Origin of the sequence: Micromonospora sp. NPDC005171 (assembly GCF_040608575.1) — a bacterium.
Lineage (GTDB): Bacteria > Actinomycetota > Actinomycetes > Mycobacteriales > Micromonosporaceae > Micromonospora.
Map to the genome: position 1 here is coordinate 250,132 of NZ_JBEXIM010000003.1, position 15,651 is coordinate 265,782.

At 73.3% G+C, this 15,651-nt stretch carries 12 protein-coding genes; 6 read left to right on the forward strand and 6 right to left on the reverse strand.

Annotated features, from left to right (window positions below):
- Nucleotides 1-501: 501 nt before the first annotated feature.
- A complete protein-coding gene (gene hpt, locus ABZU74_RS07735; protein WP_030328005.1) occupies nt 502-1,077 on the reverse strand; it encodes a hypoxanthine phosphoribosyltransferase in 576 nt (191 codons plus the stop codon).
- A gap of 100 nt (nt 1,078-1,177) precedes the next feature.
- Nucleotides 1,178-1,366, reverse strand: a complete 189-nt coding sequence (locus ABZU74_RS07740) for a hypothetical protein (protein WP_355419778.1) — start codon at nt 1,364-1,366, stop codon at nt 1,178-1,180.
- Nucleotides 1,367-1,465: 99 nt separating this feature from the next.
- On the opposite strand from ABZU74_RS07740, the gene ABZU74_RS07745 reads away from it, so the two are divergent.
- On the forward strand, nt 1,466-2,428 hold the full coding sequence (locus tag ABZU74_RS07745; RefSeq protein ID WP_203121473.1) for a helix-turn-helix domain-containing protein: 963 nt from the start codon (nt 1,466-1,468) through the stop codon (nt 2,426-2,428).
- Between the two features lie 8 nt (nt 2,429-2,436).
- Here the strand turns inward: ABZU74_RS07745 and tilS are convergent, their stop codons facing one another.
- From tilS to dacB, 3 genes are all read right to left on the reverse strand, one after another.
- Nucleotides 2,437-3,420: a tRNA lysidine(34) synthetase TilS gene (gene tilS / locus ABZU74_RS07750; RefSeq protein WP_355419577.1), complete on the reverse strand. Its 984-nt coding sequence runs from the start codon at nt 3,418-3,420 to the stop codon at nt 2,437-2,439.
- 10 nt (nt 3,421-3,430) lie between these two features.
- Entirely contained in the window at nt 3,431-4,501 is a 1,071-nt protein-coding gene (locus ABZU74_RS07755) for a zinc-dependent metalloprotease (RefSeq protein WP_196920120.1), read from the reverse strand.
- Between the two features lie 92 nt (nt 4,502-4,593).
- Nucleotides 4,594-6,069 carry a D-alanyl-D-alanine carboxypeptidase/D-alanyl-D-alanine-endopeptidase gene (dacB, locus tag ABZU74_RS07760; RefSeq protein ID WP_355419763.1) on the reverse strand — a complete coding sequence of 492 codons (1,476 nt, stop codon included), beginning with the start codon at nt 6,067-6,069 and terminating at the stop codon, nt 4,594-4,596.
- A 533-nt stretch (nt 6,070-6,602) separates the two neighbouring features.
- Between dacB and ABZU74_RS07765 the strand changes: the two genes are divergently transcribed.
- On the forward strand, nt 6,603-7,109 hold the full coding sequence (locus ABZU74_RS07765) for an inorganic diphosphatase (RefSeq protein ID WP_109816465.1): 507 nt from the start codon (nt 6,603-6,605) through the stop codon (nt 7,107-7,109).
- 31 nt (nt 7,110-7,140) lie between these two features.
- Here the strand turns inward: ABZU74_RS07765 and eccD are convergent, their stop codons facing one another.
- Nucleotides 7,141-8,544 (reverse strand): type VII secretion integral membrane protein EccD, encoded by a 1,404-nt coding sequence (gene eccD / locus ABZU74_RS07770; protein WP_355419579.1) that lies wholly within the window; start codon nt 8,542-8,544, stop codon nt 7,141-7,143.
- A 101-nt stretch (nt 8,545-8,645) separates the two neighbouring features.
- Here eccD and eccCa point away from each other — a divergent pair, with 101 nt between their 5' ends.
- The 4 genes from eccCa (at nt 8,646) to ABZU74_RS07790 (ending at nt 15,633) form a co-directional block, all read left to right on the forward strand.
- Complete coding sequence (eccCa, locus tag ABZU74_RS07775) at nt 8,646-12,629, forward strand: type VII secretion protein EccCa (protein WP_355419581.1); 3,984 nt, start codon at nt 8,646-8,648, stop codon at nt 12,627-12,629.
- A gap of 74 nt (nt 12,630-12,703) precedes the next feature.
- A complete protein-coding gene (gene mycP / locus ABZU74_RS07780) occupies nt 12,704-14,044 on the forward strand; it encodes a type VII secretion-associated serine protease mycosin (protein WP_355419583.1) in 1,341 nt (446 codons plus the stop codon).
- A gap of 52 nt (nt 14,045-14,096) precedes the next feature.
- Nucleotides 14,097-14,888: a phosphatase PAP2 family protein gene (locus ABZU74_RS07785; protein WP_355419585.1), complete on the forward strand. Its 792-nt coding sequence runs from the start codon at nt 14,097-14,099 to the stop codon at nt 14,886-14,888.
- 37 nt (nt 14,889-14,925) lie between these two features.
- Entirely contained in the window at nt 14,926-15,633 is a 708-nt protein-coding gene (locus ABZU74_RS07790) for a phosphatase PAP2 family protein (protein WP_355419587.1), read from the forward strand.
- Nucleotides 15,634-15,651 lie beyond the last annotated feature (18 nt).

The following is a 15,651-nucleotide window of genomic DNA, read 5'->3' on the forward strand; positions in this document are numbered from 1 at the left end:
CCTCCTGATCGACGTCCTGACCGTCTGATGGTGTCGCCGCGCTGAGCGGCGGCCGGAGCCGCCGTGCGGGCCGGCCTCGACCCCGGGGCGCGAAAACTGCCGCGCCGCGGTCATTCGACGGTACACCGTGTGCGCGAGGAGTGAGCTTGCGAGCCCCGCAGTCGTGCACCATCAAAAGACCGAGTACGCCAGCAGTGAGCCTGCGAGCCCCCGCACTCGGCGCGCCTTCGACATCGACGACACGCATCGTGGGCAGGCCCACCAGCCCCGCAACCAACGTACGGCGAGTCCGGGTGGAAGCCGGCGTGGCGGGGAGTCCGGCTCGGCCACCCGAGCGCCCGGTCACGCGATCGAGGGGGTCGAGCGCGGAGTTACCTCCGGGCCACCGGGTTACACGGTAACCGCATCAGCTGAGAGCGCGCTGAACGTCGGCTTGATGGATACCGATGCGAGTCGGGCTCATGCCGGCCAGCGGGCCCCCGCGACGGGTCGGGCCCGGCGTCAGGAGCGGGCGTAGACCTCGGGCTTGAGCACCCCGACATAGGGCAGCTCCCGGTAGCGCTCGCCGAAGTCGAGGCCGTACCCGACCACGAACTCGGTGGGGATGTCGAAGCCGACGTACTTCACCGGGACCGGCACCTTCACCGCGTCCGGCTTGCGGAACAGGGCGACCACCTCGACGCTCGCCGCCGAACGCGACTCGAGGTAGCGCAGCAGCCAGGAGAGCGTGAGCCCGGAGTCGACGATGTCCTCGACGACGACCACGTGCCGACCGGCGATGTCCCGGTCCAGGTCCTTGAGGATGCGGACGACCCCGGAGGAGGTGGTGCCCTGGCCGTAGGACGAGATCGCCATGAAGTCGAGCTCCGCCGGCGGGCCGTTGCGGCCCAGCGCCCGGGCGAAGTCCGCCATGAACATCACCGCGCCCTTGAGTACGCACACCAGCAGCAGCCCGTCGCCCACGTGGGCGTAGTCGGCGGAGACCTGCTTGGCCAGCTCCGCCGTCTTCTCGCGGATCTGCGCCTCGGAGATGATCACGTGGTCGATGTCGGCGTCGTACCAGGAGCCGTCAGCCATGACTCCTAGCCTGCCGTACGTCGGATGGCCTCCGTCGGCGGGGCCGCACCTTTTGGCGCGGTCCCGCCAAGGATTTTCTGCACAAATAACGCCAATCACATCAGTTGGTGCGTGACCGCCAGCGGCGGCCGTCGTCGCTGGGCTTCCAGTCGGCCGAATCGTGGCTGTCGACGGTGAGGCCAGTCGCCGAGGCGGCGACGAGCAGGACGAGGAACAGGAGGAAGACCAGGAACTCCATGGCGGCGCTCGCTTTCGCATGATTGCTGTCGGTTTCGCCGCCGGTGCGCACCGGACTGAGACCAGTCTGCGCCCACTCGAACCGACCAGACAGTGGCAGGAATGCCATTGGTCATCGATTTACTGCCACCTGTCGGGTTACCCTCGTCACATGCTGCGGTCAGTTGCCGTCCTCGCCCTCGACCAGGTCGCTCCCTTCGAGCTCGGCGTACTCGCCGAGGTGTTCGGCACCGACCGGACGGCCGACGGTTTTCCCGCGTACCGCTTCCAGGTGTGCAGCCCGGACGGCGCTCCGGTGCGTACCTCGTCCGGCTTCCACCTGACTCCTCACGCCGACCTCGGCCCGGTCGACGAGGCCGACCTGGTGGCCATCCCCGCGCACAGCCAGGGCACCACCGTCCCCGGCCCGGTGCTCGACGCGCTCCGCCGGGCCGACGCCCGTGGAGCGCACCTGTTCAGCGTCTGCTCCGGGGCCTTCCTGCTCGGTGAGGCCGGGCTGCTCGACGACCGCGAGTGCACGACCCACTGGCGCTACGTGGACGAGCTGCAACGCCGTCACCCACGCGCCCGGGTGCGCTGCAACTCGCTCTACGTCCAGGACGGCCGGCTGCTCACCAGCGCCGGCACGGCGGCCGGCATCGACGCCTGCCTGCACCTGATCCGTCAGGAGCACGGCTCGGCCACCGCGACCCGGCTGGCCCGGCGGATGGTGGTCCCGCCGCACCGCGACGGCGGCCAGTCCCAGTACGTCGAGGCGCCCATCCCGAAGGCGCCCGAGGCACCCACCCTCGAACCGGTGCTGGAGTGGCTGATGGGTCACCTGGATCGGACGATCACCGTGGAGGAGTTGGCCGCCCGCGCCGGCATGGCGCCCCGCACGTTCGCCCGCCGGTTCCGCGCCGAGACCGGCACCACCCCGCACGACTGGCTCACCAACCAGCGGGTGCTGCTCGCCCGACGGCTGCTGGAGGAAACCCCGTTGAGCGTGGAGGCGGTCGCCGACCAGTCCGGCTTCGGCGACGCCGCCGCGCTGCGCCACCACTTCAGCCGCCGGGTCGGCGCCACCCCGCACAGCTACCGGACCACCTTCCGGGACCGGGCGCACAGCGGCTGACCAGAGTTTCAGCCAGGTGCCAGCCGACCGTCACGGCGGAGCACCCGGACCCCGCCGGGCAGGTCGGCCGGGCCCTGACCGTGCCAATCGGTGACCAGGGCGTCCAGAGCGGCGACGTGCCGGTGGGACAGGGCGCCGGGCAGCGCGCCCAGCTCGCGGGCCCAGGAGTGCAGCACCCGGCCGCGTACGGCGGGGACCAGGCCGAGCAGCGCCGGTACGGACAACCCCCCGTCGGGACACCGGGCCGCCTCCAGCGCCGTCCCCGCCAACTCGTCGAGCGCGGCGTTGTCGGCCGCCACCAGCCGGGCGGTACGAGCGAGGTTGTCCACCACGCCGGGCCCGAGCGCCCGCACCAGGGCCGGCAGCAGGTCGGCCCGCACTCTCGACCGGGCGTACGACGGGTCGGTGTTGTGCGGGTCCTGCCAGGGGCTCAGCCCGAGCACCGCGCAGGCGGCGCGCGTCTGCTCCCGACCGATCTCCAGCAGCGGGCGCAGCAGCGGCACCCCGCCCAGATCCCGCCGGGCCGGCATCCCGGCCAGCCCTCGCGGGCCGGAGCCCCGGGCGAGCGCGAGCAGCACCGTCTCCGCCTGGTCGTCGCGGGTGTGCCCGGTGAGCACCGCGACCGCGTTCTGCTGCCGGGCCGCCTCGGTCAGCGCCTGGTAGCGGGCCTCGCGGGCGGCCGCCTCAGGCCCGCCGGGACGCCCTGCGACCTGCACCCGGACCACAGTCGCCGAGCCGAACCCGACCTCCCGCCCCCAGGCGGCCACCGCCTCCGCCCGCTGCGCAGAACCGTCCTGCAAGCCGTGATCGACGGTGACGAGCAGCGCGGCGCGACCCAGCCGAGGTGCCACGAAGACGGTGGCCGCCGCGAGCGCGAGCGAGTCGGCACCACCGGAGCAGGCGACCAGCACCGGCCCGCCGGACGACAGACCGGTCAGGGCGCGGCGGACCGCCACCCGGATCACGGCCACCGGCGGAGCGAGCGCGGCCACCGGCGGGTGGTCAGCCAGCGGCCGGGATGGTGCCGGCCGGGCCGTGCACCCGGGCGACCCAGGCGTCCGGGTCGCCCAACTCCGACAGTCGAGGCAGGGTCAGCGGCGAGTTGAAGATCGAGTTGAAGCCCTCCATGCCGACGCGTTCCACCACGCCGTGCACGAACTTGCGCCCCTCGGCGTACTGGCGCATCTTGACGTCCACCCCGAGCAGCCGGCGGATCGCCTTCTCCAGCGGGTTGCCCGCCTCCCGGCGTCGATTGAAGGACGCCCGGATCCGCTCCACGCTCGGGATCACCTGCGGGCCGACGCCGTCCATCACGAACTCGGCGTGCCCCTCCAGCAGGGTCATCAACGCGGTGAGCCGGTCGAGTACGGCCCGCTGCGCCGGAGTCTGCACGATGTCCAGCACGCTGGTGCGACTCTCCGGGTCGCGGACCGCGTCGGACAACGTGGCCACTCCACGCCGCAACCGCTCGACCAGGTGCTCACTCCCGCTGGACGAGGCGTCGACGAACGCCTGCACCTCGCTGAGGAAGTAGGCCCGCATCCACGGCACGGCCGTGAACTGGGTGCGGTGGGTGACCTCGTGCAGGCACACCCAGAGCCGGAAATCCCGGGGGTCGGCGCCGAGCTTCCGCTCCACCTCGACGATGTTCGGTGCGACCAGCAGCAGCTGACCCGGGTCGGCCGAGAAGACCTCGTACTGGCCGAGCACCCGGCCGGAGAGGTAGGCCAACACCGTGCCGGCCTGCACCCCGGTCAGCCGGGACCCGATCGCCTCGGTCAACGCGCCCGGCTGCTTGTCGCCGGAGAGCCGACTCACCAGCGGAGTGATCACCTCGCGGAGCCCGGCGATGTTTGTCGCGGCCCAGTCGCGGCGATCCACCACCCGGACCGGCGGATGCGACACCTGCGCCCGCAACCCCGTGTAGTCGGCCACGTGCCCGGCCGCCTCCTCGGTCAGCCGACGCAGGTCGCCGACCACGTCGGTGGCTTCGGCGTACGACACGCGGGGGCCAGACTTGCTCAACGCCCCCGCCGTGGCGGCGGCCAGATCCCAGTCCACGAACTGCGCCATGGACCCACCGTACCCGCGCCGCGACACCCCGGCCCGGGCTCGCGCCCTCGATCGACACCGATGGCGACCGTGCGACCCCGGACCGGCGACGGTCAGCCGCAGCCGCAGCCGGCCAGCGCGGCGGTGATCCGGTCCAGCGCCGGCTGGGCGGTCTCCCGGTCACCCGGCACCTTGTCGGTGAGCACCGCGAAGGTCAACAGCCGACCATCGGCGGTGGTGACCAGGCCCGCGATGGAGTGCACGCCGGTCAGGGTGCCGGTCTTGGCCCGGACGCTGCCCGCGCCCGCGGCGGTGCCCGCGGTGTTGCGGTAGCGCTCGTTCAGCGTCCCGGACCACCCGCCCACCGGCAGACCACCGAAGACACCGGCCAACTCCGGATGGTCCGGGCTGGCGGCCAACCGGATCAGATCGGTCAGCAGCGACGGGCTGATCCGGTTACGACGGGACAGGCCACTGCCGTCGGAGACGCTGATCTCGTCGGCGGGCAGTCCCAACTCGGTCACCTCGGCGTCCATGGCGGCAGCGCCCCCGTCGAACGAGGCAGGCTCATTGCGGGCCAACGCGACCTGCCGAGCGAGCGCCTCAGCCACCAGGTTGTCGCTCTCGCTGATCATGACGTCGACGAGCCGGATCAGCGGCGGAGACTGCACCACACCCAGCTCGGTACCCGGCGCCGGGCTGGCACCGGCCGCCGACTGGGGTGGGGCCGTGCCCCGCTTCACGGCCTCACCCGGCACCCCGAGCAACCGGGCGAACGCCTTGCCGGCGGCCAGGTCCGGCTCGGCGAACCGCGGGGCGGAGCCGTGTGCGACGCCCGGGTCCGTACGCGCCCCGTCGGTCATCAACGCGGTCACCGCGCCGCCCGACCCACCGGTGGGGATGTCGTCGTCCCAGCCGGGGCCGTAGACCGGGCCGGAGTAGACCGAGCCGTCGACCGTGACACTTGTCGGGGTCGTGCCGCCGAGCGCGGTACGCACCTGGGCGGCCAGTTCGTCGAGGCGCGCCGCACCCGGGTAGTAACCCTTCTTGTCGATCGCGAGGGTCGGGTCGCCGCCACCGACGATCACCACCTCGCCGGCCTTCGCGCCGGCCACCGCACGGGTGGGAATCCGGTAGCCGGGCCCTCGGGCGGCCAGCACGGTCACCGCGGTCGCCAGCTTGGTCACCGAGGCCGGGACGGTGCCGTCGTCCGCCCCCTTGGCGAACAGCGTCTGACCGGTGATCACGTCGGCGACCGAGACGTTCACCCGGTCGCCCAGGGCGGCGACGCCGACCAGTGGATCGAGCACGGCGCGGACCCCGTCCGGGGTGGGCACCGGGGCGTTCGAATCCGGGCCGGCCAGCACCTCCGACGGGGCGGGTTCCGCAGTCGCGCCTGCCGCGTTCGGCCCGGACCCGGCCTCGTCGCCCAGCCACCCGGCGACCGGGCCGGGACGGGTGATCACGACTCCCACAGTGGCCAGCACCAGCACGAGCACGGCGGCCAGCAGCACCGGCAGCCCCCTCCGGCGGCGCGGCGGCGCAGGTGCGGGTGCGGGTGCCGGTGCGGCGCCGGCGGGCGCCGGCAACGCGGAGATCGGCGGACCCAACGGGGGGGCCTCGCCGGGGCCGGGGGCCCCCGACCCGGGACCGAACGACGGGCTGACCGGCGCGGGGCTGACCGGGACGCTGGCGCTGCCGCGCGGCGGGCCACTCACCGGCCGCTCGCCGCCGGCTACCGGGAAGTGACCGGTGTTCGGAGTGGGCGACGCCGACCCGGCCGGCGGGCGCCAGGGCAGCGGCGGGGGCCGCTCAGGCACCGTCTCCGGTGTCGCGGGCGCTGGTTCGGGAGCCCGTGGAAGGTGCGCCTCCGGCACCGGGACCCGCCCCTTGGCACTGCCGGAGCCGGATCGTCCGGTACCGTGCGCGGAGCCCCCGTCCGGGCGGTAGTGTGAATCTTCCCTCCCCACGACCCCCTCCTCCCCCAGCGAAAAACGGCTTGGGTGACACTACTTCGGTCCGAAGACTATGCGGCGGCCGGAGTCGGCGGGTGGGGATTCACCTGTCCGGAGGGCCGCCATTGGTTCCGTTAGCCAGCGTGGGCAGACGAGGGAGCGTGCAGATGGATTTCGACGTGACGGTTGAGATCCCCAAAGGTCACCGGAACAAGTACGAGGTGGACCACAAGACCGGCCGGATCCGGTTGGACCGCACCCTCTTCACCTCCACCCAGTACCCGGCCGACTACGGGTTCATCGAGGGCACCCTGGGCGAGGACGGCGACCCGCTGGACGCCCTCGTGCTGGTCCCCGAGCCGACCTTCCCGGGCTGCCTGATCCGCTGCCGCACCATCGGCATGTTCCGGATGACCGACGAGAAGGGCGGGGACGACAAGGTCCTCTGCGTGCCCTACGAGGACCCCCGCCAGGAGCACCTGCGCGACATCCACCACCTGGGCGAGTTCGACCGCCTGGAGATCCAGCACTTCTTCGAGGTTTACAAGGACCTGGAGCCCGGCAAGTCGGTGGAGGGCGCGACCTGGGTCGGCCGCACCGAGGCCGAGGCCGAGATCCACGCCTCCTACCAGCGGGCCAGGGACGCCGAGGCGCGCGGCGAATCCGCCCACTGACGACAGCTGACGCACCGGGCCCGAGGGTCGCTCAACCGAGCAACCCTCGGGCCCGGTCGTACAGGTCGAGCACCGCGCAGGCGATCGGCACCACGGCGACCACCAGGGCCGTATCGGTGAGGTCCGCGATCCTCCCGAGGTACGGCGAGACCGGCCGGCGTGCGTACCCGGTGCCGCTGGCGACCGCCACCAGGGCCAGCGCCGCCCCGCCGAGGACCAGCACCAACCGCCCGGTCCCGTCGGCCCGACCGACCAGTACCGCGCCCAGCACCGCGTAGCCGGCCAGCCCGGCGAGCACCGTCGGCACCCGGTGTCGCAGCGCCACGAACAGCCGGGACCGCAGCAGCAGCACCGCCGAGGTGACCGCCACCAGCACCCGACCGGCCGTGCCACCGGCGACCACGAGGACGACCGCGGTGGCCACCACCAGCAGGGCGTGGCCGATCAGCATCCCGGTGAGCATCTCCTCGGTGCGGATCACCGCGGTGTGCACCCGGCCGCGGTCCGGCAGGTCACGGACCCGCTCGGGCTCCGCCGCCGGGGTCGAGGCCGGCAGGGTGATCGGCGCCAGGGGCAGCTTGCCGAGCCGGATGGCCAGCAGCGGGATCACGCCGACCGCGAAGACCAGTGCGCTGAGCAGCACCGCCGCCGTACCGGCAGTGGTCATCAGCAGCCCACCGAGCGCGGCCCCCGCGCCGATCAGACCGACAGTGACACCGGCCACGAAGACCCGCAGCCGGCTGGCCACCCCCAGGAAACCGATCAACGCCACCAGCAGCAGCGCGACCGAGCCGGCCAGCAGTTCGGGGGCGCCCACCCAGCGCGCCGGCCCGACCGGCCCGACCGGGTCGCCGGAGCCGACGGCCAGGGCGCCGGCGGTGAACGCGTAGGGCAGCGCGTAGCCACCGAGCGTCGCCCCGGCGGTGCCGTCGCCGTTGGCGCGGGAGGCCACCGTGCCAGCCACGGTGAGCACCAGCGCCACAGCGACGGCCGCCAGCCAACCGGCCCGGTGCGTCGGGCCGCCGGCGAGCAGCGCGAGCAGTCCGACAGCGAGCGGTACGGCGGCACCGGCAAGCCCGGCTGCCCGGGTGGCGGTGGGCGACCAGGCGCCGCCCCGGCGGCGGGCACCGTCGGCGATCGCCTCGATGACGTCGTCGTACTCCAACTCGGGCCAGTGCGCGCGGGCCGGCACGAGGTGCAGCACCTCACCGTCGCGGACCCCCTGCGGCAGCAGCGCCTGTGCGGTCACCAGCAACGCCCCGTCGGTGCGGCGGAGCACCCAACCGCCGTGCTGCTCGCCGTCGTCGGCCAGCCCGACACCGGCGTGCCGGAGCACGTCGGGCAGCAGCTCGGCCAGGGGCACCTGCTCCGGCAGGGCGACGTCCACCCGTCGTTGCGGCGCGCTGATGGTGACGCGTGCCAGCCCGGTAGTCATCGACTGGTCTCCATATCGAGGGGGATCGGAGGCTGCGCGGACGACAGGACTTTACCTACCATGAGCCAGGCTCGGGTTACCCAGCGCTGTCAGGAGGCCGAGTGTCCACCGTCGTCATCAAGCGCCCACCGCGCCGACCAGCACCGGAGATTCCCGCCGGTGAGCTGTCGGTCGAGGCACCGCCGGAGATCCCAGCGGTGACCGGCGGACGGTGGCAACAGATGCTCATGCTGCTGCCCATGCTCGGCGGCACGGTAGCGATGGCGATGATGTTCGGCCGGGGCGGTGGCGCCTACTCGTACGTGGTGGGCGGCATGTTCGGGCTCTCCTCGTTGGCGATGCTGGTGACGTCCTGGGGCAGCGCCTCCGGCACCCCGAAGAAGTCCGAGATGATGGCCGCCCGCAGGGAGTACCTGCGCCATCTGGCCACGCTGCGGCGGCGGGTCCGACGCACCGCCGGGCAGCAGCGGGCCGGGCTCTTCTACCGGCACCCGGATCCGGGCCGACTGTGGTCGACAGTGGACAGCCATCGGGTCTGGGAGCGGCGCCCCGCCGACCCGGATTTCGCTGTGGTGCGGGTCGCCGTCGGGCCGCAGACCCTGGCCACCCCCCTCGTCCCACCGGTCACCCGGCCACTCGAAGAGCTTGAGCCGATGACCGCCGGCGCGCTACGCCGCTTCCTGGACGCGTACTCCGTGGTGCCGGACCTGCCGGTGGCGCTGTCGCTGCGCAGCTTCGCCCGGGTGCACGTGCGACCCGCCGGTCGCGGCCGGACGGCCACCCCGACCACCGGCGGGCCACCCACCGGCGACCCGGCGGCGCAGGCGCTGGTCCGGGCCGTCCTGACCCAGTTGGCGGTCTTCCACGCCCCCGACGAGTTGCTCGTCGCGGTCTGCGCCGGGCCGGAGCGCCGTGCCTGCTGGGAGTGGGTGAAGTGGCTCCCACACGCCCACCATCCCAGCCGCACCGACGCGCTCGGTCCGGTACGGCTGGTCACCAGCTCCGCCGCCGAGTTGGAGTCGCTGCTGGCCGACGTGCTGGCCACCCGGTCCCGGTTCAGCCCGGCCGGCCCGGCCACCGACGGTCCACACGTGGTGGTGGTCCTCGACGGCGGCGACCTGACCGGTGCCAGTGACCTGACCGGCGACGGCGGCATCGACGCCGTCACCGTGCTGGACCTGGACACCCCGCCGCCCCGACTGCTGGACCGGTACGCGCTGCTGCTGGAGCTGCACGGCCGGCGGCTGCACTCCTGGTCGTCCGACGGGCACGCCGAGGTGGGCACCGCCGACCAGTTGGACCTTGCCGACGCCGAGGCGGTCGCCCGACGGTTGGCGCCGCTGCGCCTGGCCGGCGCGGCCCGCGGGCCGGACGCCCCGCTCCAGGCCGACCTGGGCCTGCCCGAGCTGCTCGGTCTCGGTGACCCGGAGAGCTTCACCGCGGAACAGGGCTGGCTGCCGCGCTCGGCACGGGACCGGTTGCGGGTGCCGATCGGGGTGGGCGCGGACGGCGGCGCCATCGAGCTGGACCTCAAGGAATCCGCCCAGGACGGCATGGGCCCGCACGGCCTGCTCATCGGGGCGACCGGCTCCGGCAAGTCCGAGCTGCTGCGCACGCTGGTGCTGGGGCTCGCCGCCACGCACAGCTCCGAGCAGCTCAACTTCGTGCTCGTCGACTTCAAGGGTGGCGCCACCTTCGCCTCCTTCGACCGGCTGCCGCACACCGCGGCCGTGATCACCAACCTGGCCGACGCGTTGCCGCTGGTCGACCGGATGGTGGACGCGATCAACGGGGAGCTGGTCCGCCGGCAGGAGTTGCTGCGGCGCGCCGGCAACTTCGCAAGCGTGCGCGACTACGAGCGGGCCCGGGCGGCCGGCAGCCCGTTGGCTCCGCTGCCGTCGTTGCTGCTGATCTGCGACGAATTCTCGGAACTGCTCTCCGCAAAGCCCGACTTCATCGACCTGTTCGTGCAGATCGGCCGGTTGGGCCGGTCGCTCGGTGTGCACCTGTTGCTCGCCAGCCAGCGCCTAGAGGAGGGTCGGCTCCGCGGGTTGGACACCCACCTCTCGTACCGGATCGGGTTGCGCACCTTCTCGGCCCTGGAGTCCCGGACGGTGCTCGGCGTGGCGGACGCGCACGAGCTGCCCCGCTCGCCGGGCCACGGCTACCTGCGCGCCGGCACCGACCCACTGGCCCGGTTCAAGGCGGCGTACGTCTCCGGTGCCGTCCGCCGTCGGGCCACGCCGGGCGGCGGCGCCGCCGAGGGGGGCGCGCGGCTGCTCACCTTCACCACCCACGTCGTACCGGTGCCCGAGCCGGCAGCCCCGGTCGCGCCTGTCGTGGCGGAGGATGAGGGCAGCAGGACGCTGCTCGACCTGCTGGTGGACCGGCTCGTCGGGCAGGGCCCGCCGGCGCACCAGGTCTGGCTTCCGCCGCTCGGTCAGCCGCCGGCCCTGGACGAGCTGCTCGGCCCGGTCGAGGTGCACCCGAATCGCGGGCTCACAGTGGGCAACCCGGAGCTGCACGGCGCGCTCGGAGTACCGGTGGCGGTGGTGGACAAACCGTTGGAGCAGCGCCGGGACCTGCTCTGGCTGACCCTGGACGGCGCTGCCGGGCACGTCGCGGTGGTCGGTGCGCCGCAGAGCGGCAAGTCCACCGCCCTGCGCACGCTGATCTGCGCGCTGGCGCTCACCCACACACCGGCCGAGGTGCAGGTCTACTGCCTCGACTTCGGCGGCGGCGGGCTGGCCGCGCTGCGCGACCTTCCGCACGTGGGCGGGGTGACCGGCCGAGCCGACCCGACGGCCGTACGACGCACCGTCGGCGAGATGACCACCCTGCTGGTCGACCGGGAGCGCCGCTTCGCCGAGTTGGGCGTGGAGTCGATGGCCGCGTACCGGCAGCGCCGAGCGGCAGCGAGGACGGTTGGTCAGCCGGGCGCCGACCCGTACGGCGACGTGTTCCTGGTGATCGACGGGTGGAGCACCATCCGCGGCGAGTACGACGACCTGGAGCCACTCGTCACCGACCTGGCCACCCGGGGTCTGTCGTACGGGCTGCACGTGGTCGCCACCGCGCTGCGCTGGCTGGATTTCCGCCCGGCGATCCGGGACCTGTTCGGTTCCCGGCTGGAGTTGCGCCTCGGTGACCCGGCCGACTCGCTGGTGGCCCGGCGTGCGGCCGCGAACGTGCCGGAGCGCTCCGGCCGAGGGGTGACCGCGGAGGGCCTGCACTTCCTCACCGCGCTGCCCGAGCTCGGTAGCGCCACCGGGGACACCGCCGACCTGGTCAAGAGGGCCACCGACGGGTGGGCGGGTGCTCCGGCGCCGCGGGTGCGGCTGCTCCCGCCGGTGCTGCCGTACGCCGATCTGGACCTCACCTCGACGACCGGGCTGCGGCTGCCGATCGGGATCGCGGAGGCGGACCTGCGCCCGGTGCTGCTCGACTTCGCCACCGAGCCACACTTCGTGGTCTTCGGGGATTCGGAGTGCGGCAAGTCGTCGTTCCTGCGCGCGCTGGCCACGTCGATCATCACCCGGTTCACTCCGGAGCAGGCCCGGGTGATCCTCGTCGACTACCGGCGCAGCCTGCTCGGCGCCATCGAGACGCCACACCTGATCGGGTACGGCACCGCGGCGGCACACACCGCCGACCTGATCGAGTCGGCCGCCGGTTACCTGGAGCGGCGAGCCCCCGGGCCGGAGGTCACCCCGCAGCAACTGCGGGACCGGTCCTGGTGGTCCGGGCCGGAGCTGTTCGTGCTTGTGGACGACTACGACCTGGTGGCGGCGGGGCCGGCGAACCCGTTGCGTGCACTGGAGGAACATCTGCCGCACGCCCGGGACATCGGGTTGCACCTGGTGTTGGCCCGCCGGTCCGGTGGGGCGAGCCGCGCACAGTACGAGCCGATCGTGCAGCGCCTGCGGGAGCTGTCCACCGCCGGTCTGGTGATGGCGGGCAGCCCCGAGGAGGGCGCACTCGTCGGGCCGGTGCGGCCCGGACCGCTGCCGCCGGGGCGTGGCCGGTTGGTCACCCGACGGGAGGGCGTACGCCTTGTTCAGTTGGCGCAACTGCCGCCGCAATGACCTGACTCGCCGGTTCTTCCCGTGACGGGTAGGGAAACCGGTAATCTCCGATCGTCATGGTTCCGTCGGGATGAATGGCTGGGGATGTGACTGGGGTGCGGTACAGCGGTCCGTCAGCGGCCCGACGAGCGACCGGCCGGGCGCTGCTCGGCGTGGCCGCGGCGCTTGCCGTCGTGGCCCCGGCGGCGGCGGCCGTGCCCGTCGCCGCGCCCACACACGGTGGACAGCTCGCCGGCGCGCCGATGGCGTTCGCCCCCGGTGACGCCATCGCCCGCACCGACCAGGTCCGCGACGAGCAGTGGCAGCTCGACGAGTTGCAGGCCGAGACGGCGTGGCGCAGTTCGACCGGCCGGGGCGTGACAGTGGCGGTGGTCGACTCCGGAGTGGACGGCAACCATCCCGACCTGGTCGGGCAGGTGCTGCCCGGCAAGGACCTGGTCGGCCCCGGCGGTGCGCCGGGCCCGGATCCGGTGGGTCACGGCACCACTGTCGCCGGCCTGATCGCCGGACGCAGCGACGACAAGCGGGGCGTGGTCGGCCTGGCACCGGACGCTCGGATCCTGCCGGTCCGCGTGCTGGACGAGGAGAACCGTTACGACGACGCGCTGATCGTCGCCCAGGGGGTCCGTTGGGCTGTCGACAACGGCGCCCGCGTGATCAACCTGTCGCTGGGCGGCAGCGGTGACAGCCCGGCCCTGGCCGCCGCCCTGGACTACGCGTTCGTCCGGGACGTGGTGGTGGTGGCCTGCACCGGCAACCTGGCCACCTCCACCAGCACCAAGGTCTGGTATCCGGCTCGTGAGCCGGGTGTGATCGCGGTGTCCGGTCTCGAACGCGGCAGCGACAACCTGTGGTCCGGCTCGATCACCGGCCGGGCGACGGTCCTCACCGCTCCCGCCAGCGGGCTGGTCGGCGCCAAGCCTCCGGGTGGGTACTGGCGGGTGCAGGGCACCAGCTTCGCCGCGCCACTGGTGGCCGCGACCGCCGCGCTGGTCCGGTCCCGCTATCCGCAGATGCCAGCGGGTGAGGTGGTCAACCGGTTGTTGGCCACCGCCCGGGACCTGGGCCCGACCGGGCGGGACGACCGCTTCGGGTACGGGGTGGTCGACCCGGTGGCCGCGTTGACCGCTCAGGTCCCGCCGGTGACCACCAATCCGCTGGACGACCAGACGTCGCCGGGCGTCACCGGTTTCGGTCCGGCGCCCGGCTCGGTCGACGACGGTCCGGTGGCCGGTGCCGGTAGCGATCCACTCGGTTTCGCCGCATCCGGTCAGCACAGCCGGTGGACGGCTCGGGCGGCCGGCGGCCAGGACACGTCCGCGCCGGAGCAGGTGTGGACCACTGTCGTACTTCTCGTCGCGCTGGTCGGCGGTGCGGCCCTGGTGGTCCGCCGGCTGCGCCAGCGGAACCGTTGATCGCGACCGCCCGGCAGGCCTGACCGACCGCCCGGCCGGGTAGAACGGACCCATGAGTACGCACCGGCCGCCCACCCTCACCCGCACCGGCCAGCCGTCCTGGCGGCGACGCAGATTCGACCCGGACCACGCGCTGGGGCTGCGACTCACTCTGGCCGCGGCGGCGGCGTTCCTGGTGCTGGTGCCGTTCGCGCTGCTCACCCTGCTGGTGCTCGGTGCCTGGGCCCCGCTGCACCGGCTGGACACGACGGTCACCGACGCGCTGCACGGCTACGCGCAGGACCACCCGGCCTGGGTCGCGCTGATGCGGGTCTGGACCGAGGTGTTCGCACCGATGCCGCTGCGCGCGGTCGCCCTGCTCCTGGTGGTCTGGCTGCTGCGCCGGGGCGCCCGCCGCCTGGCCCTCTGGGCGGCCACCACAATTGTCGTCGGCGGGTTGATCGGTCCGCTGCTCAAGTTGCTGGTCGGCCGGGACCGGCCGGAGTTGCTGGACCCGGTGGCAAGGGCCGCCGGCTACTCGTTCCCCTCCGGGCACGCCCTGAACGCCACCCTGGCCGCCGGGGTGCTGCTGTTGGTGCTCCTTCCGTACGCCGGGCGGGGGGCGGCCCGAGCCGCGCTCTGGGTCGCGGCGGTGCTGCTCACCGTGGTGACCGGGCTGAGCAGGGTGGCGCTCGGCGTGCACTTCACCAGCGACGTGGTGGGCGGATGGCTGCTCGGTGTGGCGGTGGTCGCGGCCACCACCGCCGCGTTCACCAGTTGGCGGGCACACACCGGTCTGCGGCCGGTCCGGCCGACCCGCGACGGCGTCGCTCCCGAAGTCGAGCGGCACCCGGGGGCTGCCTGAGGAGTGACGACGAGGCCGGCCGGGTACTGGCCCACCCATGTCCGACACCGTGGTCCAGATCGTCCGGCGGGTGCTGCTGCCGGTGTCCCTCCTGCTCGGGCTCATGGTGCTGCTCGGGGTGCTGGTCACCCGGGTGTTCGCCCGAAGCTGGCCATTCACCGTGGAGGACGCGGTGAACCGGGAACTGGCCGCCGACCGCACCGGTGACTGGAACAACGTCTCGCTGGTGTTCAGCACGCTGGCCAGCACCCAGATGATCGTCGTGGTCACCGTGCTGGTGGCGTTGGCGCTGCGGCTCTGGCTGAAGCGCTGGCGCGAGCCGCTGTTCCTGTGCGCTGCGGTGACCGCCCAGGCGCTGGTGTTCCTGCTGACCACGCTTGCGATCGACCGGCGGCGGCCGGCTGTGGAACACATGGACGTCTCGCCACCGACGTCGAGCTTTCCGTCCGGGCACACCTCGGCGGCGGTGGCGCTCTACGTCGGCATCGCCGTGCTGATGGCGCTGCGCGCACGGAGCACCGGGGCGAAGGTCGCCTGGTGGACGCTGCTGCTGATGGTGCCGCTGGGCGTGGCGCTGACCCGGATGTACCGGGGGATGCACCACCCGAGCGACGTGGTGGCGTCCTTCGTCAACGGCGGCACGTGCGTCGCGATCATGGCCCGTGCCATGCTGGACCGGGGGCTGCGGTGGGGCCGGGCGAAGTTGCCGACCACCCGGCGTCGCGCTCTGCCGGCTCAGACCTGAGCTGACCCCGCGGCGACG

Bases quoted from the DNA above. Each gene is read 5' to 3' on its own strand.
- ABZU74_RS07785 (WP_355419585.1), top strand. From the start codon at position 14,097: ATGAGTACGCACCGGCCGCCCACCCTCACCCGCACCGGCCAGCCGTCC.
- ABZU74_RS07755 (WP_196920120.1), bottom strand. From the start codon at position 4,501: ATGGCGCAGTTCGTGGACTGGGATCTGGCCGCCGCCACGGCGGGGGCG.
- ABZU74_RS07745 (WP_203121473.1), top strand. From the start codon at position 1,466: ATGCTGCGGTCAGTTGCCGTCCTCGCCCTCGACCAGGTCGCTCCCTTC.
- ABZU74_RS07765 (WP_109816465.1), top strand. From the start codon at position 6,603: ATGGATTTCGACGTGACGGTTGAGATCCCCAAAGGTCACCGGAACAAG.
- ABZU74_RS07790 (WP_355419587.1), top strand. From the start codon at position 14,926: ATGTCCGACACCGTGGTCCAGATCGTCCGGCGGGTGCTGCTGCCGGTG.
- eccD (WP_355419579.1), bottom strand. From the start codon at position 8,544: ATGACTACCGGGCTGGCACGCGTCACCATCAGCGCGCCGCAACGACGG.
- hpt (WP_030328005.1), bottom strand. From the start codon at position 1,077: ATGGCTGACGGCTCCTGGTACGACGCCGACATCGACCACGTGATCATC.
- mycP (WP_355419583.1), top strand. From the start codon at position 12,704: ATGGCTGGGGATGTGACTGGGGTGCGGTACAGCGGTCCGTCAGCGGCC.